The sequence below is a fragment of the Nostoc sp. T09 genome (assembly GCF_002154695.1).
In the GTDB taxonomy this organism is placed as follows: domain Bacteria; phylum Cyanobacteriota; class Cyanobacteriia; order Cyanobacteriales; family Nostocaceae; genus Aulosira.
Genome location: NZ_MTAV01000032.1, coordinates 43,670 through 69,805 on the forward strand (window position 1 = coordinate 43,670; position 26,136 = coordinate 69,805).

A 26,136-nucleotide genomic window follows, 5' to 3' on the forward strand; every position below is an offset into this window, starting at 1 on the left:
TATTTTCCCCATGATGTAGATAAATTATGTTTTTGCTTCCAACCTCCATTAATGACTAGTTGTACTCAGACGCAGCAAGCTTACATATTCTTGAAGTGATTGCTTGCTAATCTGCTCCCAGGAATATTTTTTTTCAACTAGATTTCTGGCAGCAGATCCTCTGATAGAAAGTTCCGAGCGCGCTACTAGGAGATTTTGCATACCTTTAGCGATCGCAACTGGGTTTGGTTCAACTGCCCATCCAGCCTTATTCACCGTCACCTCTTTGGCCATATTGGTACCAGGCGTTAATAGGCAAGGAATTCCATAAGACATCGCCTCTAAGACTGCCATTGGATGTCCCTCAAAGCGCGAGGTATGGATAAATAAGTCGGCGCTTTGGAAAACAGCTTGTTTTTTATCTCCCCAAACTGGTTCTTTTAAATGAATAAGATCCTGAATTTGATAATTAATTATCAATTCTTCAAGTTTGGCCTTACTTCCCGCTATATCAGACCCATATAAAAGTATCTGAACATTATATTTTCTTAAATTATCTTGGATAATTGCACAGGCTTCCAATAATAAATCTAAGCCTTTATGATGAATATCAAGTCTGCCCAAAAAGACAAACTTTAATTCTGGCTGAGTACCAGGGTTTGCCAACATTTCATGTGCCGGGATATTGACACCATTTCCAACTACAAATGCTGGATGATTCCAAAGGTTTTTGACATCAACTGCTTCCTCTTCGCTTAAACAGTGTATTGCAGTTGAATTCTGCACCATCCAGTTAAAAAATAAAAAGTTACCTACCTTTTTCTTCATCTGCTTAACCTGCTGTGCCCCTTGCGTCATACCACCGTGAGGCTTAATTACATAGGAAATTTTCCTTTGAACAGCTTCATAGGCGAGGAGAATATGCTCCAAGATATAGGTACTATGAAAAACAATCAGATCTGGCTTGTTCAAAGGTTCGGGCATTGATGCGATCGCCCGATAGCGCGGTAAATCCCGGATATAAACAACTGGATAGGGTTCAGACTTTTCGTATCGTCCAATTGTAGAAGTAGTCACTAGCCCAGTTTGTACTCCTAAGCACTGTAGGGCTGCAACCGATGGAGGAATAGCAAATGTTAGCCCGGAAATCCGATGATCTACAATCGGCGCAACGTGCAGGACTGTGATTGAATATCGCTTAGATGATGTCATATTCCTGCTCCTTATAAGGCCTGCTTTTAAGTTTGTGCAGTGCATACAAAATCACGCCTAAACTACCTCCTGCACTGAAAAGTGTTGCTATAATCAGGGCGATCGCTGCCCCATGCAATCCTCTTATTGGGATCAAAAATAGGCAGGCTATAGCAGAGATAGTCGAAACCGCAGCCAACAAAGGCATTTGGATACGGAAGTACCTAGCTGCGGTCATTCCATAACTCAAGAAGGTTGATATATAGTCAATCGTTGCCGCAATCATGAGCAACACAAATAAATCTGCATGTTGGGCATACTCAGGTTTGTAGAGGATAGTTAAAATTTCCTTGCCCCCAACAACAGCTACTAAGATAACGATGACACCTTGCACAGCAGCGATCCCTACCAATTTTAAAAGAAGTTTGCGGAACGCTATACCATTTCCTTGGGCATAGTATTTTGCCAGTCTTGGACTGCTTGACTCTGCTAACGCATTCACCACTATTTTTCCTCCTACCATCAAGTAAGCCAGTGCGGCAAAGATGCCTAGACTCCGTTCGTCTAAATACTGGGCGATAAAGTATCGAGGAATATTAGTGTTGAGCGAAACCAGCATCATCACAAATCCCAAAGGAAAACAGAGCCATGCTAGCTTCTTTACTGTTGCCAAATGCCATCGAGGTTGGAATGTAAATGCTCTATCTTCAACTTTTGACATTCGATTGAGTATTTCGGCACCGCTAGGAATGTCGTAGCTAATTAGAACTACTAACCAAGCAAAAACTAACCCGATTACGCCCCATAAAAGGTTGCCTGTTATAAATACTCCTATGCCTAAAAGTAGCAGTGATAAAGGTCCTTTAATTATTAGTGATATTGCAATGCGATCCATTCGTTCGTGCTGCTGGATTAATCCATGAAATATGTCACTAATAGATTCACAAATCTTAGCTAACCCAACCAGGAAAATAACAACACAGGTTTCCCATCTATATTGAGATGTTAGAAGAATTATTGAAATCACTAAAAGGGCTAAAGCTGCCCCAATTATTCTTAGTGCTAAATAATCTCCAAAAAGATATTCTTTTTTCGCATCTGTTGCTTGCACAACTCGTAATTGCAAATTTGTCAACATGACTACAGGGGCTGTTACTGCCAATCCCAAAGTAAACTGCCCTACCATTTCCGGTCTACCAAGTTTAGCTAAAACCACCAACATTCCCCACTGGCAAGCTACATAGACAGTATTACCAATGAATGTCCAAGAAAAATTACGGCGTAGTGTTAGTGGCTTAATTTCTTGCATATACCTTTGTTTGTTTGAATTTATTTGCCTGAAAAAGCAACTATTTGTGTTTCTAGCTCCAGTCCTTTTAACTAAGAAGGTTTTAATGCTATTTCTGAGAATTTATGAACATCGTGGTTTTACTTTCGTCGACATATTGCCGTTGAAATTACCTCGAATAGTACTATTTGTTAAAGCATCTGCTTTCAGATTTCTCTCTAAATCTTCAGCTTTATATCCAGCCACTATTTGTTTGAGCAACAACCGAATAGAATGCACGTCATTGTTGGTTGCTGCTTGACACAAAGCCTCCACAGTAATTCCCAGATTTTCGGAAATTATTCCACTGGCATTTTTCACAACTAATAATTTTTTGTGTTCAGTCGGTTCGTATTCTTCTCCTTCAATAAACAGTTCCTCAAATAACTTCTCACCCGGCCGTAAACCTGTGAATACAATGGCAATGTCTTTGTGTACTTCATATCCAGAAAGGCGAATTAATTCTTTGGCTAAGTCAACAATTTTCACCGGCTGTCCCATATTCAGCATTAACACTTCACCAGCACGACCAAGCACCGCTGCTTGCAAAACAAGTTGTACTGCTTCCGGTATGGTCATGAAATAACGACAGATATCAGGGTGGGTAACTGTTATCGGCCCACCTGCGGCAATTTGTTTTTTGAAAGTGGGAACAACGCTTCCGCGACTGCCTAAAACATTGCCAAAACGCACGGCTACATAAAGCTTCCCACTTTCTCTTGCAGCTTGCAAAACTAACATTTCAGCAACTCTTTTACTAGCCCCCATGACATTGGTAGGGTTAACTGCCTTGTCTGTAGATATCATCACGAAATGTTTGATATCGTATTGCTTTGCCAGTTCCAGCAAATTTTTTGTCCCTAATACATTGTTAGTGATTGCTTCTGCTGGATTTAATTCCATTAGAGGGACATGCTTATGAGCTGCGGCATGAAAAATCACATCGGGTTTGAATCGCTCAAAAGCATTTTCTAATCTAGACCGAAAGCGAATATCAGCAATGAAGGCGGAAATACGTGGGCTATTGAATTGTACTTGGCTATCGTATTTGAGTACTTGGACAAGTTGTTCTAATTCCTGTTGGATATTGAAGACAGAATTTTCTCCATGTCCTATGAGTATCATTTCGGCAGGGCGATAGTTAAAAATTTGACGGCAAAGTTCGCTACCAATTGAACCACCTGCACCGGTAATGATGACTTTCTTCCCTGCAATAAATTGGGCAACTCTTTCAATATCTGTCTGCACAGATTCACGTCTGAGCAAGTCCTCAATACGGACATCGCGAATGCTATCTACTCTTACACGACCATTGAGGATTTCATGTATACCAGGTAAAGTGCAGGTGTGAACTCCAGTGGCTTTGCAAATATCGACAATTTCCCTAATCACTCGTCCTGCAACTGTCGGCATCGCAATGATCACTTTTTGGATCTGGAGAGATTGTACAACCTCAGGAATTTGGAAGCGATCGCCTACAACAGGAATCCCCCGAATGTGTACGTTCAATTTTTGAAGATCGTCGTCAATATAGGCTACAGGATAAAACCCTAGTTGAGGATTTCTTTGCATCTCTTGTACAAGAGAAACCCCTGCACTACCAGCACCAACTACCAACACCCGCTCGTTTTTGAAAAAAAATGCTTGTTTTTGGCTAGTTCTTTCTAGAGCTCGAACGCTGAAACGGAGTCCACCAATAAAAATAAAGGAAAGCAATCCGTCAATAAATGGTAGCGATTGTGGCAGTTTCTCTCTAGCCAAATGCGGTATATATTGAAGCACGTCAAACAAAAGGCTTTGGATGACTACCGCAGCCAACATTAGCATTGCTATATACGTTAGTTCCTCAATACTGGCATAGCGCCAGTAACGTCTATAAAAACCAAGGCTCCAAAATAAAATTAGCTTGACTGCTAAAAAAAGTGTTGTTACAGTTCCTAGCTCTTTTATGTATGCGTTTAAAGAAAAATCGCCGTCTAAACGAATAATCAGAGCTAATAATGGTGTGATGGCAAATAAACCTATATCACACACAAACAAATGTTTATTTCTCAGATGTAGCAATCCACACAGAAAAGTATTAGCAACTTTCTGCACTGCTGCGTAAAAAGTCAGGAGTAGGTAGTTCATGCTCGTAAAGCTTTTAAACCCTGCTAACTTGCTTATATTTGTTGATAAAGCTTTAAAGCTTTATTTATACAAGCAGTGGAAAAATTGTATTTGTAATAGACATAAAAAGCCTTGCCCTGGAAGGTTTTACCCAAATAGTTCTAGATTTTTACTAATACATTAGGTATTAAATACTGACCTTTGTCTGCTAAAGGAATTCAATAATATTGTGATATTAATGACAGCAAAGGATGGATTATAATCATCGCCAAAATAATTGCGATTACAATCTTTTTATAGCAGGAATCAATAATTTATAATTATTTTTCCTACTGACTGATGTAGTGAGACAACAAAGACAAGCTTATAGATAGTTGATATAAGCTAGTTTTAATTGCTCATGATAACTACATAATTTTGTTCAAAGTATGGATGTGGATATTGAACCTACTTATCCGGTGCATCCTAAATTTGGAAGAAACATATGACGAAATTTATTTCGCCGTTAAAATAAATTAAACAACTGAGTACGTCTAAAGCAAACTTATTTTCAGCCTATGTTAACAGGCTATTCTGTGGAAAGCCTTTTTGCATCTATGTTTTTTGCAGTATTGACTTCCATTCGTAAGGAAATTTTCCAAATCGAGGCACACCTTGTTTATCGCTGCTTACATTTAAACTTTAGTTGCCTATTATTTATGATTGCGTTAGGTATGTAAGTTGCCCTAACCTTCTGAGTTACTTACGCGATAAACAATGAAATGTCAAACTAGTTTGTTCTAACTTAGTCTATGAAAGCTTAGCTTCCATTTCTTAGTTTTACTTGCCAGACTAGTAACTATCCTCCTACAGATAGATAACATTGAGAGCACAGAAATAAAACTGTTTTTATTTCCCTAAAATTATTATCACTTTATTTCACTGAATGTATATATCAGTTTATAAAATGCAATATCTGGCAATTTTACGCTTGTATTTAATCTTCTATCACCTTTTGCTGGGCTAATTTATATAGATTTGATGAACTGCTCTACTTGGGATCGGTAAATATATATAGATTTTATAAAGCGCAGCATTTGGCAGGATTGTACTAAAGCTTTAGCTTTTTGCATCAAGCATAAATCAAGCTACTTGATAGCTAATATAAGCTTCTATGAGAGCATTCTTTTTTTAAATAGAAAATTAAACATCTTGCTTATTATTGATATCAAGCTCAGTAAAATATACTTCTAGAAGTGGTTGACAATTTAAGAAATTTTGTAATTATTTAAAAGTCAAGATGTGGAAGCCGGAAGTGTTGACAAAGCTGTCATATTGATGAGAATGTGCGTTGTCGCATCTTACCACAGGCAGATTAAAAAAGCGATCACAGAAAATTTGCAAGGTTTGTTGAGTAGCTCAGTCCTCTATGTTTCAAATCAGATATAGGAATCCGGTTTAATTGTTGAAAAAATTACGTACACTTTAATCTTAAGTGTAGGGTGGGCATTGCCCAACGCCACTTGCTTTAAGCCGGGAAACCCGTCCAACGCAGTGGCTCCCCTACGTGTATTTCAGAAATCAAATATGAGTCCTATACAGTTGAGATAAGCTTTTTTTCTTTTCTCTCACCGCAATAGATAAACTTGCTTAACTGAGCTAACTCTCCTGCTACAATGTTTACCACGTTATACCTTGTAGTTAACTTGAAGAGAATTGGTGTTAACTATGGATGCAAAGCAGCTTGGAATGAAGCATTGCTTTCAGGTAACTTATGCTTAACTCTGGAATTTTTACTTACGGTATCACTCATATATATGATAGGGAGAGTCCGGTTTTCGACCTTTCCCTCTTTATCTAGGTTTAGCAACAAGTTTATTAATTACAAAATATTGAGTTAATTAATTCCCTTTCGTACCAATTCTGGAATTTGAGAAGGACGTTCGGCTACTGGAACTTGCGCTTCTTGGAAAGCAGCTAATTTATGTTGTGCTGTACCAAAGTTAGGATCGCGTCCGATAATCGTTGCTAAAGTACCCGTTTGACGCCAATGTTTTCCTGGTGGCGCTTGTCTACCTGCAATGTAGGCAATTACTGGTTTATCAATTGCTTCAGCTATGTAGCGCGCCGCAGCTTCTTCACTACCACCACCAGGTTGACCTACTAAGACGATCGCTTGTGTAGTTTCATCTTCATCGAGAATTTGCAACCATTGCAGAAATGACGATCCAACGATCGCATCACTGCCAATACTGACACTAATCGACTGTCCTAAACCAGCTTTGGTTAATTCCCAAGCAACTTCGTAGGTGAGTGTGCTACTGCGACTGACAATTCCTACTGAACCAGGGGTATAAAATTCACTAGGGTGGGTGCCTAAGAGAATTTTGCCAGGTACAATGATTCCCGGACTGTTGGGCCCCACCACTAGGGTTTCAACGGACTCGGCTTTACGCAGTAATTGCACCATGTCCAAAGGAGGTACACCAGCAGAGATGATAATAATCTGGCGAATATTAGAGGCGATCGCTTCCAATGCTGCATCTAGTACATGGTAAGGGTTGACACAAATAATTGTCGTGTCAATTGGCCCAAATTGTCTTACTACCTCCTCAACCAGATCGAATACTGGAAGATCATATAGTTGTTGTCCACCAAATCCGGGATTTACACCAGCAACCAAATTAGTACCATAAGCTTTCATTTGGGTAATATGAGTTCCTGAGATAAATTCACTGAACCCTTGGATTAACACTTTACTGTCTGGCGTTAAGTTCATAAAAAATTACGGTAAATTTGACATCCCAGCACCAGAAGTTACAGGGAAGAGATTGACACATAAATGGTGTCACATAATGCCATTTTGACTATAATTCACAACTATTGTCTTTAAAAACTGATTAAATCTAGCTCATCCTGAGAGGATGTTGAATAAGTATTACATAACACATCAACTTATTGATGCTATCCCGGAATTACTTAATGAATTGGAGGAATGTATGTCTCTTTTTCAGACAAGGCTAAGACGGGGATCTATAAAGTTAATATGTTTAGACAAATACTTTTTAAACATCCTATTTGCTGTATTCATTGCAGCTATTTTTACATTCAGGGTGAACTGTTATTACCTTTTATAAGCAGTTGATTTGGCAAGACGGACTGATTCCGCCACCGCCTCATCTAAATTTTCTACTAATATCAGCGTATCGCCTTGGGTCGGAAGCGTAGCTAAATATTTTCTAGCTGTATTAAACTCAGAACCTGCAAGCCGAACAACCAAGCGGGGAAAACTGCTTTCACGCCGATGTTTGCTGCCATTAGTACGTACAGCTTGTGATTTAACGTCACTTTTATCTTGTTGCAGAAATTTGCTCAGGATTTCAGCAAATTCGGCACATTCAGGAATGCTACCTAGGAGGTTCACTAATATTACTTGAATACTTTTGTCAGCAGCCAGAATTTTTAAACTCGTATCTAGGCGATCGCAGAATGTAGTCTCAGAAGTGTCACTCAAGAAAGCATGGCGCAGATTTAAGCAAAGACCAGGCTTACCACCACCATTGACAACTAAATCTAAAGTTGCCAATACCGAACCAGTACCATTACCGAGAATACCGATTTTACCGTGCATTTCTAAGCCATCCCATTTAGACAAATGGCCGTTTGTTTCACTATGACTATGAGTCTTGACTAGTTTTGCTGCCATTTCGGCGATTTCTAAATGACGTCCAATTGCCCGTTCATTAACCCTAACTTTACCATTGAGGGCCATCACTTGACCGGAGGCATTAACTGCAAGCGGATTAATTTCTACTAAGTCTAAGTCTTTTTGGATAAACAGCTGATACATCTTCTCGATAACATTGCTAATCGATTGCATCAGCACACCCTCTAAACCCAGTTTTAAAGCCAGCCGTCGGGCATAAAATGGAGAAAATTCCTGTTCCACAACAACATACTGCATTTTTTCTCCTGCCGATTCCCAATCAATATCTGCTTCCTTGCAACCTAAAAGTACTGGTCGGCAGACAGCGGTATCTAAAACCACTGCTAAATATAATTCCTGCTTGGCATCATATTTTGATTCTGCCAGTAAAACTTCAGGTAACTCGCCCCAAATCGGCAAATTGAAGATCATTTGCGCGGAGGCGATCGCATCGATTGTTGTTTCGACAATCCTAACCCCACCAGCTTTTGCCCGTTCCGCTGCATGTACTTGAGATTTCAGTACAACTGGGTAGCGAATTTTTAACCGCTTCAAATCCGTGGGATGGTCAATTCGTTGGGAGGGCAATACAGGAATGCCTATTTCTCCAAACCATTCTTTAACTTGGTACTCCAATAAATCCATTGATCCGCACCTGGTAGTGACACTTACTTATAAAGTATTTCTTTGAATATTGTCTTCAATCTTTCGTAGCATCCTAATTAAACAATCCAGCTTTAGACATCTATCAAAATTTATTTTTCAACGATCAATTTTATCGAACTCAGTAAATCAGGTAAATTAAATGTTCCAGAAATAATTGGCTGCATTGCAACAAGACGTTATTAATCTCCTCAGTAAATTTCCCAGGATGTCAAGAAAAGACCATACTTATAAAAAACCTCAGTAATGTAGATTTATTTTTCTACAATTCCTAGTGTAGAGTGTGAAGCGCGATCGCGTAACGCATCACTCTCAATTATTGGTAGGTTTGGCTGGCGATCGGGCATCTGGCAAAATTCAAATTTGCGATTTTAGCTACATTCTTAACATAAATCTTATTTGGTTTATTTGGAGATAATTTTGTCACTACTGTACTGCAAATACTGAAGAGAAGGACAGTAGCGCTTATGCATTTTACGGTAGATGTAAAGCAGTGAAAATGCCTAAAAATTTTATTATTCCCATTTTTTAGGTGTGATTTCTACTTTAAGCAGGTTTGTCAAATAAGACTTGTAGAAGTTATCAAGTTGAGAGACGTGAATAATCTCTGCTCTCTTTATTTTTGCTGAAAAGTCAGAATTTGTGTTAGAAAGTTGGTCAATCTGATTATCTGGCTTTGGTTGGTTAAACTGTGCATCTGCAATCAACAAACGAAAGTTCTACCTTTCCTACCCTCGAAGATAAGAAAAACAATATAGAAGAACAGCGGGAACGCTCTATGACAGTAGCAGTTCAGCAGGAAGACTTACAGCTGTTAACCAAAACTTTGCAGGAACTATTCCTTGCTGAAGTTCCATCTGGCGGAGTCTTCCAAGTGAAGTGTGCCGTCAATAATGACGGACTAATGATTCTAATTCAACATCCAATGGGTTTGACAGTTGACACCCAATTACTCTTTCAAGTACTTGAGGATACAATCCGGTCGGTACCAACCCAAGGAGAGCAAAATGTGCAATGCTTTCTGAGAGTATTTGGTGAAAAACGTCCTTATACCAAGCGTTCCCTCTATATCAATCAGAGGGTAGAAATGGATGAAATTAATCTCTACCCTACTCTACAAGCAACTGCCTTGGAAGAGTCTACAGATAATTCCTCTAGTAATAGGTTAATCTTCCCGCCATTCTCTCTGCCCATTTCAGCAGCTTCATCGCTTGATGAGACTGATTCACCATCTGCACAGAGCATCCCAGCAGCTTCATCGTTTGATGAGACTGATTCACCATTTGCGCGCCCTTTCTCAGCCGCTTCATTCGATGAGGCTGATTCACCATTCGCACAGAGCACCCCAGAAGCCTCATCGTTTGATGAAGCTGATTCACCATTCGCGCGTTCTTTCTCAGCAGCTTCATTCGATGAGACTGATTCACCATTCGCACAGAACGTCTCAGCAACTTCATTCATAGATGAGGCTGATTCATCATTCGCGCGTCCTACCTCAGCTGCTTCATCAATCGATGAGACTGGGCACGAAGCACCATTCGATCCTTTTGCTGGCACACCAGATTTATTAATTTCTAAGCGAGCAAAACCAATCAAACCAATTTTGTTAGGTGCAGCTTGTGTAGGAATTGTCGTGTTAGCTGGCGGAGCTTACTTGCTGACTAGTCCTTGCGTAATTTCGCAGTGTAAAGAAATACAAACTGCCGAGCAATTAAAAACGGAATCTAGACGATTAATGCGCCATGCCAAATCTGAAAAAGAATTAGCAGCGGTACAACAGCAACTAGAAGCATCAAGCTCAGACTTAGAAAAGATTCCCTCTTGGTCTCCCCAATACCAAAAAGCTGAGGAACTACAAGCAAGTTTATCTGGGTCGTCAGAAAAAATCGCTCAGGTGGTAAAAGCTTTGCAAGCAGCATCCTTGGCGATGAGTAAAACTAAAACGCCCACTAATAGCCTAGAGGAATTGCAAGCTAGACAGAAACTTTGGCGAAGGGCGATCGCACCATTAGAAGCGATCGGTTCCAATAGCGAATTGTACAATCTGGCGCAAGTGAAATTACTGAGTTATCGTGTCGGCTTGAAAACTGTTAATCAGCAATTGCTAGGGGCAGAAAAATGGTTGAAAAAACTCAACGCTGCTCAGGCTGTAGCTAATGCAGCCGTCCAGCAAGAGACAATGATTCAATCCTTGCGTGACTTACAAAAGGTGCAGTCTACTTGGCAGGTGGCAGTTAATGCATTAAATATCATTCCCCAGACTAGCTCAGTATACCAACAAGCACAAACACTCTTAGGAGAATATAAACCAAAACTAGCAGCAGCACGCGATCGCGCTACTAAAGAACAATTAGCTGCCAAAACTTACCAACAGGCTATTAGCACAGCCAACCAAGCCAAGGCATTTGAGCAAAAGCAACAATGGCAGCCAGCCGTACTTCAATGGGAACGGGCTTTGCAGTCTGCTAAACAAATTTCTGATGATAGCTTTCAATATCGCCTGGCTCAAACTCTGATTGAACCCTACTCTGCTGCCCTGAAACAAGCACAAGCAAAGCTAGAAATGGCTAATAGTTTGCAACAAACCCGCACTGATCTAAATAAACTTTGTACTAATGGAATGCGGATTTGTAGTTTTACTATAGATAATCGCGGAATTACTGTGCAGTTAACCCGTGAATATGACCTAGCACGGCAAAGTACAAGTACTTCAGCTAATGCTAATCCTCCAAAATCAAATGTAATTGCTGATGGAAATCAACACTTGCAAATGTTACAGCAAGCGCTGGGAGTAATTAGCGACAATGCTCAACTGTCTTTGTCTATTTATGATTCTCAAGGCAAACCAGTATATACGCGATCGCTGGAAGGGTAAGCATAGTAAACAGTAGGGTTGGGCAAAGCCCATCCTACTAAATAATTTTGATATGGATGTATGCAATTCAGTACTGAGTTTTGTTGCAAAAAAACAAAACATTCTAATTTATGAGTATTTTTAATTCAAAAAGATATTTATTAATTTTTCATTGGTTATGGCTTCTGGAATTTATGCGATCGCTAATATTGGTCGTTTTAAAGTCTTCGTTGGCGATGTCAACACTGTTAAACTAGTATGGCCTCCAATACTGGAGATGCTCAACACTGGAACGTATCCTCACGCGGAATTGCAACGAGAGTGGCAGCAATTAGGACAGCAAAGACATTTCACATTTCACACTCAACAAGAGATTGCAGGCAATCGAGAAATTATTGGTATTGAGCAGATGGAACGATAGTATTAATTTGCCAAAATTTGACCATATATAAAACGAAATTTATGACTAGAATCAACCTGCTTTTACCATCCATACAAAGAAGCTGAGAATTTGCTCAATAGGAGGAAGAAAATAATCCATTAAATCAATTGTGATTATTTGTCCTTCTAATTTGAGAAACCGCCACTGTGTACCGCTACTTACTGTTCCGTAAATTGTTGTGAGAGGCTGTTCTCTGGCTTGATTAAATCGCTGTGCAGCTACCATTTCTGCAATACATTGTCCTAGCCCAGATTTAAGATCAGATTTTTTCGCTTCAACAATCACAATTGCAGGTGCTTCCACTGTTAATTGTTCCGAAGAACGACTTATGAGAAAATCGCATACCCCGTTGAGTCCGACACTGGCATCAACGTTAAATTCTTCACCTGAAAATACGCTGATTGTGGAATTTAAGATGCGTCGTACTTCTAGAAGTACAGGATTTATAATTACCTCAGAACGTGCTTTTTCTGTATCTACAGCTATAGCCCAAGGTAAATCTTCTAAAATACCTTGTAATCTTTGACTGGGAACAATTTTTTCTATCGATTCGGGGAAAAAACGCACTCCCTCTACAGTTTTTAGGTGAAAATCTTGTTTGACTTTATCGATGCTGAATTGACTGTATGGCATGATCAATAATGACAATTTTAAACAAGAATGTGACAGATTAATTTATTGTTTCACACAACTATCCGCCATATTTTAATTGTTTGATCGGAACTACCAGTGGCAAGGAATTTACCATCTGCACTTAAAGCAATAGAATTAACTTGCTCTGAATGCCCCGTAAGTGTATGCAGCAGTTCGCCTGTAGAAATACGCCACATCTTGATGGTTTTGTCAGCACTACCACTCCAAAGTATTTCTCCATCTGGGTTAACTGCGATGGATTTCACCTCATCTGAATGTCCAGCCAGGGTATCTAGCAGTTTACCTGTGATCAGATGCCAAATTTTGATGGTTGTATCAGCGCTACCGCTAAAGAGAATTTTGCCATCAGGACTTATGGCCAGAGATTTGATCCCGCTACTATGACCGATGAGTGTGCGTAATGGATCGCCAGTGCGTGGATTCCACAGCCTGATTTTACTATCAGAACTTCCACTGGCGAGCATTGTGCCATCGGGACTGATAGCAGCAGTATCGACTGCGGATGAATGCCAAAGGGTACAAATGCGATCGCCTTTATGCAAATGCCAAATCTTGATTTTATGACTGCCACTGGCGAGAAGTTGGCCATCTGGGCTGATGACTACAAAGTTAACAGGTTTTTGATGCCCCAACAGTGTATGCAGTAGTTTACCTGTTTTTAAATGCCAGACCTTGACATTACTTTTAGGATGTTGATAGCTACCGACGGCGAGGTAATTACCATCAGGACTCACAGCTACAGAAGAAATTTCTCCTAAATTCTCTGTGAGTGTACGGATAAGTTTGCCTGTATGCAGATTCCATACTTTGATAGTTTTGTCTGCACTACCGCTAACTAACATTTCTCCATCCGGTGCAATAGCTACAGATGATACATTGCCTAAATGTCCGGTGAGGGTATGACAGAGAGTTGCAGATTCTGGGCTAGGTTGTTGGTTGAGATTGGCGATCGCCTGTAACATAGTTTCAACCTCAAGAATACTTTGGCGATCGTCAACAACTGTGAAATACTCCTTTAACTTGGTAAGATATTCCCGATCTTCTATTCTGAGTGCAGATTGCATTGCCTTTAAAGGATTATTTACCTCTTGTAGTGAGACTTGGTGCAGTTGCAACCATGTATTGATAGAATAGTCAACCTGTTCCTTTGCCCAAGAGCGATCGCTTAAATAAGATAAACTCACAGCTAATTGCAAAGCTAACTCTGGAATCCAGTAACGTCGCTCCTGTTCTAGGGCTTGATAAACTTGTTGATAACCTGTAACTATTACTTGTACTGATTGTAAATCTAAATTATCGTCAAGCAAACTCATCAGTAACTCCGGTAATAGTGGAGGAACATCATGATGAATTAGGTGATAAATATCCGCCACCCAGCTAGTAATCAGACGGTGACAGTTAATCAAGACTTGGCAAAGTCTTTCAAAATCCTGATGATTAATTTCATATTCTAGGGATAACTTATTAATATCAATACCTTGATTTTGCCATTTTTCTGCTTTTTCTAAGATTGCTAAATTTCTCACATTATCTTTACCTATACTATTAACTTCGTCTAAATCTTCTCCTAGCGATAACAATTCATCTCTAATTTTTCTCCATTCTAAAGCTCGACTTTTAGCAGAATTTTCTAATATCGCTTTGTAAGGTAATCTCGATATAGTTTGATAGTAATAATTTCCTTGCCCCAATCCCCAATAAGCAATACGGAAATTTAGATAATCTCCATCATGCTCTGATTCTAAAATTAAAATAGGCTCTGTTTTTAACATACTAAACAGAGCCTTAATGCTAGATTCGCTATGAAAACGTTTGCTATCCCATGCGCCTGCTAAAAATTCTGTTGGTCTGACTGAATTGTGGAGCGAGTAGTGCTTGTTAATAAACTCTCGTAACCCTTCAGATAACATTAACTCAATTTCTGGATTTACTTGATTTTTATTAACAAATCTGTCATATTCCAGTTGTGGAGGGGCGATAAAAATTTTTAGTGGGATACGTCCATAATTAATGTAAGACTCTAAAATTTGGGAAGGATATAATCTTAACGGCCAGTTTTCTAGAATTTTGTGAACTTCTGGTAACTTGAGTGCTGTTTCTCTCTCTTTTTGAGTTATTTCTAATAAAGTCTGATGTTGATAAACAGCTAATTGATGTTGTAGGCGTTTTTCTTGTGTCAATCCTACTTCATAGTTAAAATTTGAAGTAGCAATACTTAAAGATTGATCTGATTCGGCAATTGTTAGGGGAATTTCGTACTTAGTTGCATTTAAGCTTTCCTCCATCCGTTTTTGGATGAAAGATGCAATCACAGGTGCAAACTCTATTACTAACTGTATGAGTAGTCTTATTCCTTGCTCCATAAGGAGATTCCTGTTAAATAAATCATAGTAAAGAGTAGCTCGATTCTTTCACTATTTCTGCCATTTATCAAGAATAATTCAGAACTCAGGAGTCGGAATTCAGTATGAATTTTGTACGACTGGGTAATGAATATTGGTTTAAAACCTTGCCCCTTGTAGGCGAAACTAGTATTCAATATTCTTCCTAATTAAAACTCTATCCCTTTATGGGTAGAGTATTCTGAATTCTGAATTCTGTCTTCTGGCTCCAATTTATCAATAAAAATAAATAGCTGGCGATTTTTAATCGTCAGCTATACAAACAGGAATTACCTACCCAGGGTTTCTAAAATCTGCTTCTGAAACTCATAGTCTCAATTCAGACAATAAACTAAAATGATGATTTAGGAATGTTGGATTACTTTATCTATGCCTTAATGGTAGATAAATCATAGTCAGTATAACTGGCGATCGCCTTGAGCCTAAACTACATCGAAATTAAAGGCTACTCAATATCTATAAATACTAAATTACTAACACCTGCGAGAGGTGTTTATTTTTATTCCTCTATGTTAGTTGCTGTAGAGAAAATTAGAATCTTACTCCTAGTTGCCCATTGAAGCCACGAACAGAGTTGTAACCTGCACCTACAAAAATGTGATCTGTAGCGCCTACCTGAACACCGCCAGAAACAGCAACACCTTTATCTTCTGAATAATATCCCAGCCCTACATAAGGTGAAATTACTGGTAAATTGATAAATTTCAAAACATCTACTCCCGTAGCACCATCAGGACCAGTTCCTAGTTCAACGCCCAAATTTAAAGCTCTAGCACCCACTGCATAGGTGACATCGCCATCATTTCCACCTACTGACACCCAAGGTTGTGGTATTAGTTGAGCAGAGGCCTGATTTGGGGTAAACAAAGTTAAAAAACCTAGTGATGCAATTAGAGTTTTGGCAATTACTGCTTTTTTCACGTTATTCTCCTAAATTACTTGCCACATTTTAATTGTTTTGTCAGAGTACCACTGGTTTTACACTACTGTTAACCCAGATTTATCCTAGATGTGTAATGGTGACGAATTAGACTTTGCTTAAGTGCCCACTCAAATTAGCTTAGATGCCTTTTTGGTCTTTATAGCAATGAGCCAAAATTCAACTACATCGTTAACTTGTTGTACTACTACTCGGTTGTTAACGGTAAGCAAATTGTAAAAGTTGCTCCTTGACCGACTACGCTGCTAGCAGTGATGCTACCATGATGGGCTTCTACAATCCGCTTCGCCAAGGCTAAACCCAAACCACTACCACTACCTTTCCGCGAGGGATCTGTTGTATAAAATTGTTCAAAAATCCTTGGTAAATCGCGCTCGCTGATACCCAAACCTTGATCTTGAATTTTCACAACAGCTTGCTTCCCCTCTTTATACCCAGAAATTAAGATCTGAGAATTGGGTAATGAGTGTTTGATAGCGTTATCCAACACATTCAAAAAAACTTGCAATAGTCGCTCAGGATCGCCTTGTAGTGATAAGTTAACAACGTTGACTTGCACAGATACGCCAACAGTTTGCATACGCGGTTCCATTGCGCTAACAGTACGGTTAATCAGACTGCACAATGAGCAAGTTTGCTGTTTTATTTGGGTAACTCCGGCTTCCAAACGTCCTAAATCGAGCAAATCATGAATTAGTTGGGATAAGCGTTTAATTTCATTTTCGATTGTTTGAAAAAAGCGATCGCGTAATTCTGGTTCTTCGTAGGCTCCACTTTTGAGTGCTTCTACAGTTACTTGAACGTTGCTAATCGGTGTGCGCAGCTCGTGAGAAACATTTGCCAAAAACGAGCGACGTTCTTGATCGAGTGAAGCTAGTCGCGCGCTCATCCGGTTTAACTCTGCTGCTAACTGATCCAACTCATTGTTCTGGTTAATTAAGAGCTTGTCACCAAAATGACCTCTACCTAGGTGAATAGCGAAGTTTCGCATTGTTTCAATCGGTTTAGAAAGGCTGCGCGCAAGACGAGCGCTAATCAGCGCACACAGCAAAATTACCAACGTCAATGCTCCTAAAACACTCCAAATCACCCTAGCAAACTGACGCTGATACTGCTCCAGAGTGATGGACATGCGTAGCAAACCCAGCAATTGACCACGACGCGAGATTGATTTAACGATGTAGAGGCGATCTTCATTTGATAAAACTCCTTTTGCAATCCCCTGTGCCTGATGATTTTCTAGGGCTTCGCGGATTCCCGGAACTTTGTACCAGTCTCTAACTTGTTTGTCGATTCTGGAATCAGAACTAGCTAGTAAACGAGCTTGTTGATCAAAAATGCGGAGTGTTACTGTTTGTGGTGCGCCATAGCGTTGCACTAACTCCTCTAGCTTTTGAATATCTTGTTTTTCTAAAGCATCAGCTGCACTCTCGCTGAGGGCTGTTGTCCAATTCTCTAAATCAGCTTGTCGTGTCCGCATGAAGTAGGTATGAAATGACCAGAGAATGTAACCTGCCATGAAGGAGGTTCCTAAAGCTGTGAGCAGCAGGTAAGTAGCTAATAACCTGGCATATATAGAATTGAAATGGATGCGCCGTAGCCAGTCCATCATGAGGACTGCTCTCCAGAACGACGCTGCAATACTGTTTTTATACTAGCTAGCAGTTCATTAGTTTTAAATGGCTTAGTAATATAGTCATCTGCGCCTGCTTCTAAGCCCCAAATCTTATCAACATCTTGGTCTTTTGCTGTGAGCATAATGATGGGAACATCTGAAAATGCTCGAATTCGCCAACAGACTTCCATACCACCAACCTCTGGTAGCATCAAGTCGAGCACAATCACATCTGGTACTTGCTTGTGGAACTGTTTGATAGCAGTATGCCCATCAGCAGCTGTTGTTACCTGATAGCCTTCTTTTTGTAGTGTGTAAGTAAGGCTTTCACGCAAAGGAGCTTCATCATCCACGAGTAAAACGTGAGGCATTTTATATTGCACAATCATCAGCGCCCAATTTTAAACTACATTCGGCACTGAGTTCAACAAAGCAACTCATACTTACTGACAAGAATTGAGTAAATACATTGCCTTTTCCGCATTTAGTGGCAAAATCTTTCTCTTTGTTTAACAAAATACAGCGTAGATCCGTAGCAGTCAGACAGCGCTCGGTAGAGCTTTAGCTGAACTTGTCATGACATGCGATCGCCCTTGGCGTTGGCGCAGGTATCCCTTAGGAGAAGCCATCATATCCCCTTAGTTATCCATTCAAAACCTCTGCTACTCTAGCTTCCAGTTGTCCTAAATTAAATGGCTTGGTGAGATAGCCATCAGCGCCTATACTTTCATCTAAATGCCTAGTCAGCATAAGTACAAATACTTCTCTATGATTTTGCATCTCTTTGCAGAGATCGTGAATATTCACATCTGGTAAAGTCACATCTAAAATCACTAGATCTGGGTGAAAGCTCTGGAATACAGATCTTGCTGTCTCAACATCTGCGGCAGTTTCTACTTGATAGTTTAGTTTAGTTAAAAAACGCTGGATTAAGTTCCGAACTGCTGGGTCATCATCAACTACAAGAATTTTCCTACGAATCATAAATGTCTCTTTATATGAGAACATATGGCTGCTTGGTTCTATGTAATATAGTTTGGTAAAAGCCAGAGGCTAAAGTAGTGTATTACATCTCTATCAAACCTAGCAAAGGTTAACGGAACTTAGACATAAATACAGTATTGGTAGTGTTAGAATGCTCCCTAGATTAACCGCAGACAAGATTGATATTCAGAAATAATTCAACAGGAGTAAGAAAGTGATGGCTCAGGTTGTAATTGTTGGGGCTGGACCAACTGGTGCAACACTTGCACTCCTGCTTGTGAAACGCGGCATTGAAGTCAAATTAATTGAAGCATCCCGTAACTTTCGGCGAGTTTTTCGCGGTGAGGGGTTGATGCCCAGTGGAATAAATGCCTTAGAACAAATGGGATTATTACCTATCTTAGAACGTATACCCCATCGCGCTTTGGATGCCTGGGAGATTTTAATTAACAACCGCTCACTTTTTCGAGTTGATGAACCAATAGAAGATGGTGGTTGTCCTACTACACTCGTTTCACAGCCAGCCCTTCTGCAAGCGCTGCTCGAAGAAGCAAGCACTTATCCTAATTTCGAGTTTGTGCAGAGCGAACCTGTACAAGATTTGTTGTGGACTAATCAGCGTATTTCTGGCGTGAAGCTGGGTGAAGAACGCTCTATTTCTGCTGATTTAGTTATTGGGGCAGATGGACGTAATTCAATTGTTCGTCTACGAGCCAATTTACCTTTAGAACAACAGTCTCAAAGCTTTAACATTCTTTGGTTTAAATTAGCGAATAGTCCGCTTTTTGACTCTGAGAATGTATTTTATTCAATTGTTAATGGTAGTCATGCATTTGCTGTGTTTCAAGGCTCAGAGGGTAATCTCCAATTAGGCTGGTCACTCCCGGAAGCTTCTGCTTTGGACTGGAAGCAAGTCGATTGGCCGGAAATGTTGGCGTCGGTATCACCTCCTTGGTTAGCAGAGCATTTCCGGCAAAATGCAGAAACGATTGAGCGACCCGTACTGTTGACAGTTGTGGTTGGGCGGTGTCCGCGCTGGTATGTACCGGGGTTATTGCTTCTGGGTGATTCTGCTCATCCGATGTCACCTATCCGCGCCCAAGGAATTAATATGGCTTTGCGGGATGTGATTGTTGCCGCAAATTATCTGGTGCCGCTGTTGCGTTCTAAAGCAGGACACGCGGAGATTGATGCGGTGTTGCCGCAGATTCAAGCTGAAAGAGAGCCAGAGATTTTTCGGGTGCAGCAGCTTCAAAGTCAGGAAGCGGCTCAGGCTGAACTATTGGGTAAAAGCCGACTGCTAGTGTCGGTAGTAAGCAAGCTAGCTTTTCTGCTTCGTAAACCTGTTCGACAGTCTTGGCTGCATCGGCAGATCCAGTTGCGCCACGGAGTAACGCAGGTAAAGTTAATTGTTTAATACGCAGTCGTTTGAGTGAAGCGTCTCCTCTAGCAATATCGTCAACAAAAAGAAAGTGTTAAATCTTCTGCTTCCAAGCGATGAATTGTGATATCAATAGCAGAACCCCGCGTTTTTAATTTAGCGATCGCTGGCGATTTTTCAATAATATTTAGGCAATTTCTCTCCCCACCGTCGCCAGGTTAGCAGTTCTACAATATTCAGCAATTTTATTTGCTCTATCTATTGGTCTGGCTCTCTCAGCTTTTGTCATACTTTGAATATATAGAACTCATTTAATGAGTTTAGTATTAGGGATGCCGATCCTTGATTTAGGGATGTACACCTCTGACCTCTCAAACTAAATCTGCATCTCCAGCTTAGTATCAAATATCGAAAGCAGTTTGAGTACGGCGTACATAATTACTAACTTTATCTGTGGCGTACTTGGCTCTTTTGTTGGTAGTTACAGATACGGAGTATAGCGGTGCGATCGTATTTATGCTCTCAGTTGATATTGCTTTGGTCGCCCACTGAATGTTTAGAAAAACATCTCCAGATGTTTCAGCAATCTAAGTCTACTGCGTAAGTCCATCACCAATTTCTTTTACTTAGCAAGAGAAGGAATCAATACCAATGGCACACCTGTTTGAACCATTCAGTATTCGTGAAGTCAGCTTTCGCAACCGCATTGCCGTTTCACCGATGTGTCAATATTCCAGCACCAACGGTTATGCTAATGACTGGCACAAGGTTCATTTAGCTTCTCGTGCAGTTGGGGGTTCTGGTTTAGTACTAACAGAAGCAGCAGCCGTAGAGCCGCGAGGACGCATTAGCCCCCAAGATTTGGGAATTTGGTTAGATGAACATATCGAGAATTTAGCCCAGATTGTGGAATTAATTCATAACTTTGGTGCTGTTGCTGGTATTCAACTCGCTCACGCAGGTAGAAAAGCAAGCACTGCCAAACCCAGCAAAGGAGGAAAATTCTTAGATGAATCGCAGGAGGGTTGGCGTCCTTTAGTTTCCAGTAGTGCGATCGCTTTCAGCAAAGATGCTCCCATACCAGAAGCCTTAAGTGTTGAAGGCATTAGACAAGTTACTGATGCTTTTGTCCAAGCTGCCAAACGTTCTTTAAAAGCTGGGTTCAAAGTAATTGAAATCCATGCTGCTCACGGTTACCTGCTGCACCAGTTTCTCTCGCCACTTGCTAATACTCGCACAGATGATTATGGTGGTAGCTTTGAAAACCGTACTCGACTGCTTAGGGAAGTCGTTCAAGGAGTGCGAGAAGTTTGGCCGGAAACGCATCCATTATTTGTACGAATCTCTTCTACAGATTGGGTAGACAAGGGTTGGGACATCGAGCAAAGTGTTACTTTAAGTGACAAACTCAAGTCTTTAGGTGTAGATTTGATTGACTGCTCTTCTGGTGGAATTATACCGGGTATTAACATCCCACTCAAACCAGGTTATCAGACTCAGTTTGCCGAACGCATCCGCCGTGAAGCCAATATTGATACAGGAGCCGTAGGTTTAATTACATCTCCTGAACAAGCCGACCAAATTATTAGTACAGGAAGCGCTGACATAGTATTGTTGGGACGTGAATTACTTCGCAATCCTTACTGGCCGCACTTGGCTGCTAAACAGTTAGGACACGAAAAACTCTGGCCGGTTCAATATGACCGAGCTTGGCTGTAATATTAAGTCCATCTAATTAACTATCCATCAAGCCCAACCCACCTCCAACTCATACTGCCTAGCGGCTAGAGATTAGAGGTGGATAAGCTTCTCATACTTTAAATTTCAACTATTAAAGCCATTATTTGATGAAAACTTATCTTTTTCCAATGCCTATAACTCTACCTGAATTCATGTTTTTCAAGATGTGTCACTCATGACACATAAATGACATATGAATGTCATATAGAGTATACTTCCACAGATATATATTTGATAAATTGCTTCTGGTAAAATTCTTCTTAATCTTTTAAGTTTTACAGCCATGTGTACAAGTCTTGGATAAAAACGTAAAAGATTCATTAAAAAAGATGCTACAACTTTACTAGTTTAGTGTTCCTTACTTGAGAAAGGTTAGTGATGATATGAACAAAAAATTTCTGTTGCATTTGCTCTCCACTCCTACAGTATTTACATCTATGCTGTCTATGGTGATGATGGGTCACCCTGCTCATGCAGCTCTTCGTTCAACCGAAGTCATTTATACTGCTGATGGGCGTGCATGTGTACATTCTCCGCACGGTGCTTATCCCACACCTTTAGTCTGTATTCGCCGGAGTAAAAATAATAACGCTGTTGCTGCTCAATCAACACAAGTTGTGGCATCAAACCAAGCAACAACTAGCGATGCTGCCAAACTAGAATTTAGTGAAGCAGAGAGTAATGGAGCTATAGCCTTATTTGGTTGTGATTGCCCTGCTTGCGTTAGTGCTTATCGCAATTTAAAAGGATTACCTGGATTACCCCTCTAGAATTGCATAAAGAATACTTTTAGATTAACTAATATATCTACACTTAAAAGGTAAAAGTAAAAATTTGATTTTTATTTTTACCTTTTTTTATTTTTAATTCTTTCGCTTGTTGGGTCTAAATAGTACACAGAGCCAACCTGTCCAACGGATCAAATTTTTTATTGGCAGGTGAGAGATAAACCGCGTCTACTTTGAAAACCATAGTTTTTCTAGATCGGGTTTTGCTCCCAAATCCTATACTCTTCCCTGTTCCCCGTTCCCTGTTCCCTGTTCCCTTTTGAAAAACTCTAGTTCTCAACTTGGACGAGGTTTAGATATAATTTCTCTCATGTTTTGCTAACAAGTCCATCTGTGTTCAATCGTTTTTTTCCTTTGAGTTTAGCCATTTAGTTCAGTCTAAACTTTAGTTATCACAGACGAAAAGATACTAAGCGATCGCGCCCCTGCTTTTTGGCTGTATAAAGTGCTTTATCCGCTGCATTAATTAGGTCTAGTGGAGAAAATTGTGGATTTGGCACAATACTAACAATGCCTAGACTGACAGTCACACAGTTACAAACACAAGACTGAGCATGAGGAATCGCCAAGTTATGTAATGCTTGGCGAATAACTTGAGCGATATGGATTGCTCCTTGCACCTCTGTAATAGGCAGAATTACAGCAAATTCTTCCCCACCGTAACGAGCAACTAAATCGGCTGGACGCTGGACAACAGTTTTAAGCACATTTGCTACTTGCCGCAAACAATCATCCCCTGCTAAATGACCGTAGGTATCGTTGTAGGTTTTAAAAAAATCGACATCAAACAAAATCAAAGACAAGGGCAATTGCTCTCGTTGATGTTGCTTCCACTGAGCTTCGAGATACTCATCAAATCGACGACGATTAGCTATTTGAGTTAAGCCATCTAGAGTAGCTAATCTTTGTAGTTCTTCATTAGCAACTTGTGTCTGTTGGTAGAGTACTGATTGATGAATAGCGATCGCCACCTGATTTGCCAACTGCTGCAACAAATTAATTTCAAACGTTTGCCAGTGACGAGGTGTAGCACATTGGTGAGCAATGAGTAAACCCCATAAATAACCCCTATTCAAAATTGGTACTACTATAGCAGCCTTGATCTGATAGTGTTGTAAAAATTCAACATCATCAGTTGAAAAATCAGACTCCTGAATATCATGCAGCACTATAGGTAAGCCTTGGACATAATGGCTGAAATATCTTTTGAGCAAAAATGGGTGCATTGTCTGCTCTAAAATCTCGGGGTATTGATCGCCTACTGATTGGGCTACAAAATTGCCACTGCCGTCAGATTGTAACTGGTAAATAGCTACGGAGTCTGAAAGCAAGCACTGCCGAATACTGTTTACCGTCGTATTCAGAACTTCGTCTAAATTCAGTGATTGGTGGATCTGTTGAGTTAGTTCAGTAGTTAGGCGTTCGCGCTGTGCCTGTTGTTGCAGTAGAGCTTCGGCAGTTTTGCGAGTACTAATATCTTCCACTGAACCAAGTATCTGCATTGGAGCACCGTTAGCATCTCTGGCAAATATAACTTCTCGTGTATTTAGCCAACGCCACTCGCCATTTTTGTGCCGGAATTGGTATTCAGTGGAAAGAACTTCATTGTCGCCAAGCCTGGTGAAGCGGCTTGGTACGTCATAGCATAGGTATTGGTCGTTTGGATGAAAGCAATTTATCAACCACTGCGGATCGGCCCCACAAATTTCTTCCATAGAGTAGCCTAAAACTGTTTCACTTCGCTGATTAAGATAGATGCTTGTTCCTTTTAAAAGGTCAAATAGATACAAAATATGCGGTACGGTATTAGCAACCTGTTGCAAGAATTCTTGGCTTGAGCGCAATGCTTCTTCAACTTCCTTGCGCTCGGTAATATCTCGTCCAACCGATTGAATTTCTAGAATTTTACGGCGATCGTCAAATATTCCTCGGTTAATCCACTGTGTCCAACGCACTTGTCCGCAAGCTATAACCCGATTTTCACTAGTAACAACGGGATTTTCTGAGTTGATAGAATTTATGAGGCTAACTACACGCTTGCGGTCTTCCTCAAACACAACAGGTTCGTAGTTCTGGGCAATAATTTCTTCACGCTTCAGTCCAAAAAATCGACAGAAAGCTTCATTGACAAAAGTAATACTCCCATCTGGCAAGGTTCGAGTAATCAATTCCGTTTGATCTTCAACAATGGCACGATAACGCGCTTCGCTTTCTTGCAATGCTGCTTCTGCTTGTTTTCGTGCAGTAATATCAATAAAAGAAGCTAAAACTGCATAGGGAAGAGGCTCACCAGATTGAAACAAAGGTTGGCAGTTAATTGAAATCCAGCTTAAACTACCATCGGGCTTATAGACTCCCATAACCACGTCAAAGCAAGGTTTGCCAGTTAACAGCGTCACAATTGCTGGGTGTTCCTCGCCTGGGAAGGGCGAACCGTCTTCACGAATTGCTTGCCAATCGGGGTCAAGAGAAGTTCGTCCCATCATTTGTTCTGGCGATAAACCCAAAATTTTTTCAGCGCTTAGGTTAAAGGCGTAAATAGCACCATTTCGATCTTGTAAAACAATGCCTTCTGCCATCGCCGTTACCACTGAGCGATAGCGTTCTTCACTATGCCTTAGTGCTTCTTCTAACTCCTTATAATTGCTGATATCAAATAATAAACCTTCAAGTGCCTGCGTTTGTCCATCAACGCAGATAACGAGATTAGCTTGGTCTCGTACCCAAATTGTTCTGCCATTATGGGTAATCATCCGATACTCGACGCTCAAAGGTTCTCCAGTGGAGATTGTTGCTTTTACAGCTTGCCAAACACGCTCACGATCGTTTGGATGAATATAATCCGACCAACTATTAAAAGCACTAGGCTGCCAATCTTCAAGGGCAATGCCCAGTAATTGTTGTATCTGCGGACTGATATAAGCTGCTTCAGCAGTACCACTACTATTAATCGGCAAGATATAAATAATACCTGGGATTTGTTCTATTATGTTGCGATACTTTTGCTCTACTTGATAAAATCTTTGTTCCACTTGCTTGCAACCAATAATATTTTAAAAATTTTTAATAAAGTTTGCCAATTGTTATTGCAAATTTCGGAAAAGAGACATGCTCATTAATAATGAACTACCACCATATAGCTGCTGACTAGTGTTGGCTCATATAGGATGCATACTTGATTTCTGAAATATACGTAGGATGAGCACTGCCCACCAGATTAGGGTTTTGGTGGGCGATGCCCACCCTACATATACGCTGAGTTATCAACACATAATTACTCACTAGTGTTGGCTCATACCTCTTTCATTTTCAGCGAAACTTGTTTTTTCATAATATAATATTAAGCTGAATTTGTAAAAATAATATTTAAAGGTAATTAATA

General features: G+C 40.2%; 17 protein-coding genes and 1 pseudogene. 5 read left to right on the forward strand and 13 right to left on the reverse strand.

All coding sequences use genetic code 11. The features are described from left to right. Window positions 1-48: 48 nt before the first annotated feature. From BV372_RS08805 to BV372_RS37060, 6 genes are all read right to left on the reverse strand, one after another. Window positions 49-1,191, reverse strand: a complete 1,143-nt coding sequence (locus tag BV372_RS08805; protein WP_179198018.1) for a glycosyltransferase — start codon at window positions 1,189-1,191, stop codon at window positions 49-51. Beyond that, window positions 1,178-2,479, reverse strand: coding sequence for an oligosaccharide flippase family protein (locus BV372_RS08810; protein WP_086685929.1), 1,302 nt, complete (start codon window positions 2,477-2,479; stop codon window positions 1,178-1,180). The genes BV372_RS08805 and BV372_RS08810 overlap by 14 nt, the downstream gene beginning before the upstream one ends. A 102-nt stretch (window positions 2,480-2,581) precedes the next feature. Next, window positions 2,582-4,627 carry a nucleoside-diphosphate sugar epimerase/dehydratase gene (locus tag BV372_RS08815; protein ID WP_086685930.1) on the reverse strand — a complete coding sequence of 682 codons (2,046 nt, stop codon included), beginning with the start codon at window positions 4,625-4,627 and terminating at the stop codon, window positions 2,582-2,584. Window positions 4,628-6,482: 1,855 nt separating this feature from the next. After that, complete coding sequence (locus BV372_RS08820) at window positions 6,483-7,364, reverse strand: CoA-binding protein (RefSeq protein WP_086685932.1); 882 nt, start codon at window positions 7,362-7,364, stop codon at window positions 6,483-6,485. A gap of 345 nt (window positions 7,365-7,709) precedes the next feature. Continuing rightward, on the reverse strand, window positions 7,710-8,936 hold the full coding sequence (locus BV372_RS08825) for a succinate--CoA ligase subunit beta (RefSeq protein ID WP_086685934.1): 1,227 nt from the start codon (window positions 8,934-8,936) through the stop codon (window positions 7,710-7,712). A 533-nt stretch (window positions 8,937-9,469) separates the two neighbouring features. Continuing rightward, entirely contained in the window at window positions 9,470-9,664 is a 195-nt protein-coding gene (locus tag BV372_RS37060; RefSeq protein ID WP_086685936.1) for a hypothetical protein, read from the reverse strand. A gap of 68 nt (window positions 9,665-9,732) precedes the next feature. Here BV372_RS37060 and BV372_RS08835 point away from each other — a divergent pair, with 68 nt between their 5' ends. Further along, window positions 9,733-11,829 (forward strand): hypothetical protein, encoded by a 2,097-nt coding sequence (locus BV372_RS08835; RefSeq protein WP_086685938.1) that lies wholly within the window; start codon window positions 9,733-9,735, stop codon window positions 11,827-11,829. A gap of 157 nt (window positions 11,830-11,986) precedes the next feature. Then, the gene (locus BV372_RS08840) at window positions 11,987-12,229 is read left to right on the forward strand and encodes a hypothetical protein (RefSeq protein ID WP_086685940.1); all 243 of its coding nucleotides are present in this window, start codon (window positions 11,987-11,989) and stop codon (window positions 12,227-12,229) included. Between the two features lie 51 nt (window positions 12,230-12,280). On the opposite strand, the gene BV372_RS08845 is transcribed toward BV372_RS08840, so the two are convergent. From BV372_RS08845 to BV372_RS08870, 6 genes and pseudogenes are all read right to left on the reverse strand, one after another. Then, entirely contained in the window at window positions 12,281-12,883 is a 603-nt protein-coding gene (locus BV372_RS08845; RefSeq protein ID WP_086685941.1) for a hypothetical protein, read from the reverse strand. Between the two features lie 50 nt (window positions 12,884-12,933). Continuing rightward, the gene (locus BV372_RS08850; protein ID WP_086685943.1) at window positions 12,934-15,267 is read right to left on the reverse strand and encodes a WD40 repeat domain-containing protein; all 2,334 of its coding nucleotides are present in this window, start codon (window positions 15,265-15,267) and stop codon (window positions 12,934-12,936) included. Window positions 15,268-15,837: 570 nt separating this feature from the next. Next, complete coding sequence (locus BV372_RS08855; protein ID WP_086685945.1) at window positions 15,838-16,227, reverse strand: hypothetical protein; 390 nt, start codon at window positions 16,225-16,227, stop codon at window positions 15,838-15,840. A 206-nt stretch (window positions 16,228-16,433) separates the two neighbouring features. Continuing rightward, complete coding sequence (locus BV372_RS08860) at window positions 16,434-17,855, reverse strand: ATP-binding protein (RefSeq protein ID WP_086685947.1); 1,422 nt, start codon at window positions 17,853-17,855, stop codon at window positions 16,434-16,436. Further along, a complete protein-coding gene (locus tag BV372_RS08865; RefSeq protein WP_086686008.1) occupies window positions 17,855-18,232 on the reverse strand; it encodes a response regulator transcription factor in 378 nt (125 codons plus the stop codon). The genes BV372_RS08860 and BV372_RS08865 overlap by 1 nt, the downstream gene beginning before the upstream one ends. Before the next feature lie 280 nt (window positions 18,233-18,512). After that, window positions 18,513-18,845 (reverse strand): annotated as a pseudogene (locus tag BV372_RS08870) (response regulator transcription factor); the annotation flags it as partial. 217 nt (window positions 18,846-19,062) lie between these two features. On the opposite strand from BV372_RS08870, the gene BV372_RS08875 reads away from it, so the two are divergent. The 3 genes from BV372_RS08875 to BV372_RS08885 all read left to right on the forward strand — a co-directional run bounded on the left by BV372_RS08875 (window position 19,063) and on the right by BV372_RS08885 (window position 22,736). After that, entirely contained in the window at window positions 19,063-20,262 is a 1,200-nt protein-coding gene (locus BV372_RS08875) for an FAD-dependent monooxygenase (protein WP_086685951.1), read from the forward strand. Between the two features lie 615 nt (window positions 20,263-20,877). After that, entirely contained in the window at window positions 20,878-21,945 is a 1,068-nt protein-coding gene (namA, locus tag BV372_RS08880) for an NADPH dehydrogenase NamA (RefSeq protein ID WP_086685952.1), read from the forward strand. Window positions 21,946-22,349: 404 nt separating this feature from the next. Continuing rightward, window positions 22,350-22,736, forward strand: coding sequence for a hypothetical protein (locus tag BV372_RS08885; RefSeq protein WP_086685954.1), 387 nt, complete (start codon window positions 22,350-22,352; stop codon window positions 22,734-22,736). 410 nt (window positions 22,737-23,146) lie between these two features. On the opposite strand, the gene BV372_RS08890 is transcribed toward BV372_RS08885, so the two are convergent. Then, complete coding sequence (locus tag BV372_RS08890) at window positions 23,147-25,786, reverse strand: PAS domain S-box protein (RefSeq protein ID WP_086685956.1); 2,640 nt, start codon at window positions 25,784-25,786, stop codon at window positions 23,147-23,149. Window positions 25,787-26,136: the final 350 nt, after the last annotated feature.

Coding starts and splice junctions, on each gene's coding strand:
- BV372_RS08805 (WP_179198018.1), bottom strand. CDS start 1,191: ATGACATCATCTAAGCGATATTCAATCACAGTCCTGCACGTTGCGCCG.
- BV372_RS08810 (WP_086685929.1), bottom strand. CDS start 2,479: ATGCAAGAAATTAAGCCACTAACACTACGCCGTAATTTTTCTTGGACA.
- BV372_RS08815 (WP_086685930.1), bottom strand. CDS start 4,627: ATGAACTACCTACTCCTGACTTTTTACGCAGCAGTGCAGAAAGTTGCT.
- BV372_RS08820 (WP_086685932.1), bottom strand. CDS start 7,364: ATGAACTTAACGCCAGACAGTAAAGTGTTAATCCAAGGGTTCAGTGAA.
- BV372_RS08825 (WP_086685934.1), bottom strand. CDS start 8,936: ATGGATTTATTGGAGTACCAAGTTAAAGAATGGTTTGGAGAAATAGGC.
- BV372_RS08835 (WP_086685938.1), top strand. CDS start 9,733: ATGACAGTAGCAGTTCAGCAGGAAGACTTACAGCTGTTAACCAAAACT.
- BV372_RS08840 (WP_086685940.1), top strand. CDS start 11,987: ATGGCTTCTGGAATTTATGCGATCGCTAATATTGGTCGTTTTAAAGTC.
- BV372_RS08845 (WP_086685941.1), bottom strand. CDS start 12,883: ATGCCATACAGTCAATTCAGCATCGATAAAGTCAAACAAGATTTTCAC.
- BV372_RS08850 (WP_086685943.1), bottom strand. CDS start 15,267: ATGGAGCAAGGAATAAGACTACTCATACAGTTAGTAATAGAGTTTGCA.
- BV372_RS08860 (WP_086685947.1), bottom strand. CDS start 17,855: ATGGACTGGCTACGGCGCATCCATTTCAATTCTATATATGCCAGGTTA.
- BV372_RS08865 (WP_086686008.1), bottom strand. CDS start 18,232: ATGCCTCACGTTTTACTCGTGGATGATGAAGCTCCTTTGCGTGAAAGC.
- BV372_RS08875 (WP_086685951.1), top strand. CDS start 19,063: ATGGCTCAGGTTGTAATTGTTGGGGCTGGACCAACTGGTGCAACACTT.
- namA (WP_086685952.1), top strand. CDS start 20,878: ATGGCACACCTGTTTGAACCATTCAGTATTCGTGAAGTCAGCTTTCGC.
- BV372_RS08885 (WP_086685954.1), top strand. CDS start 22,350: ATGAACAAAAAATTTCTGTTGCATTTGCTCTCCACTCCTACAGTATTT.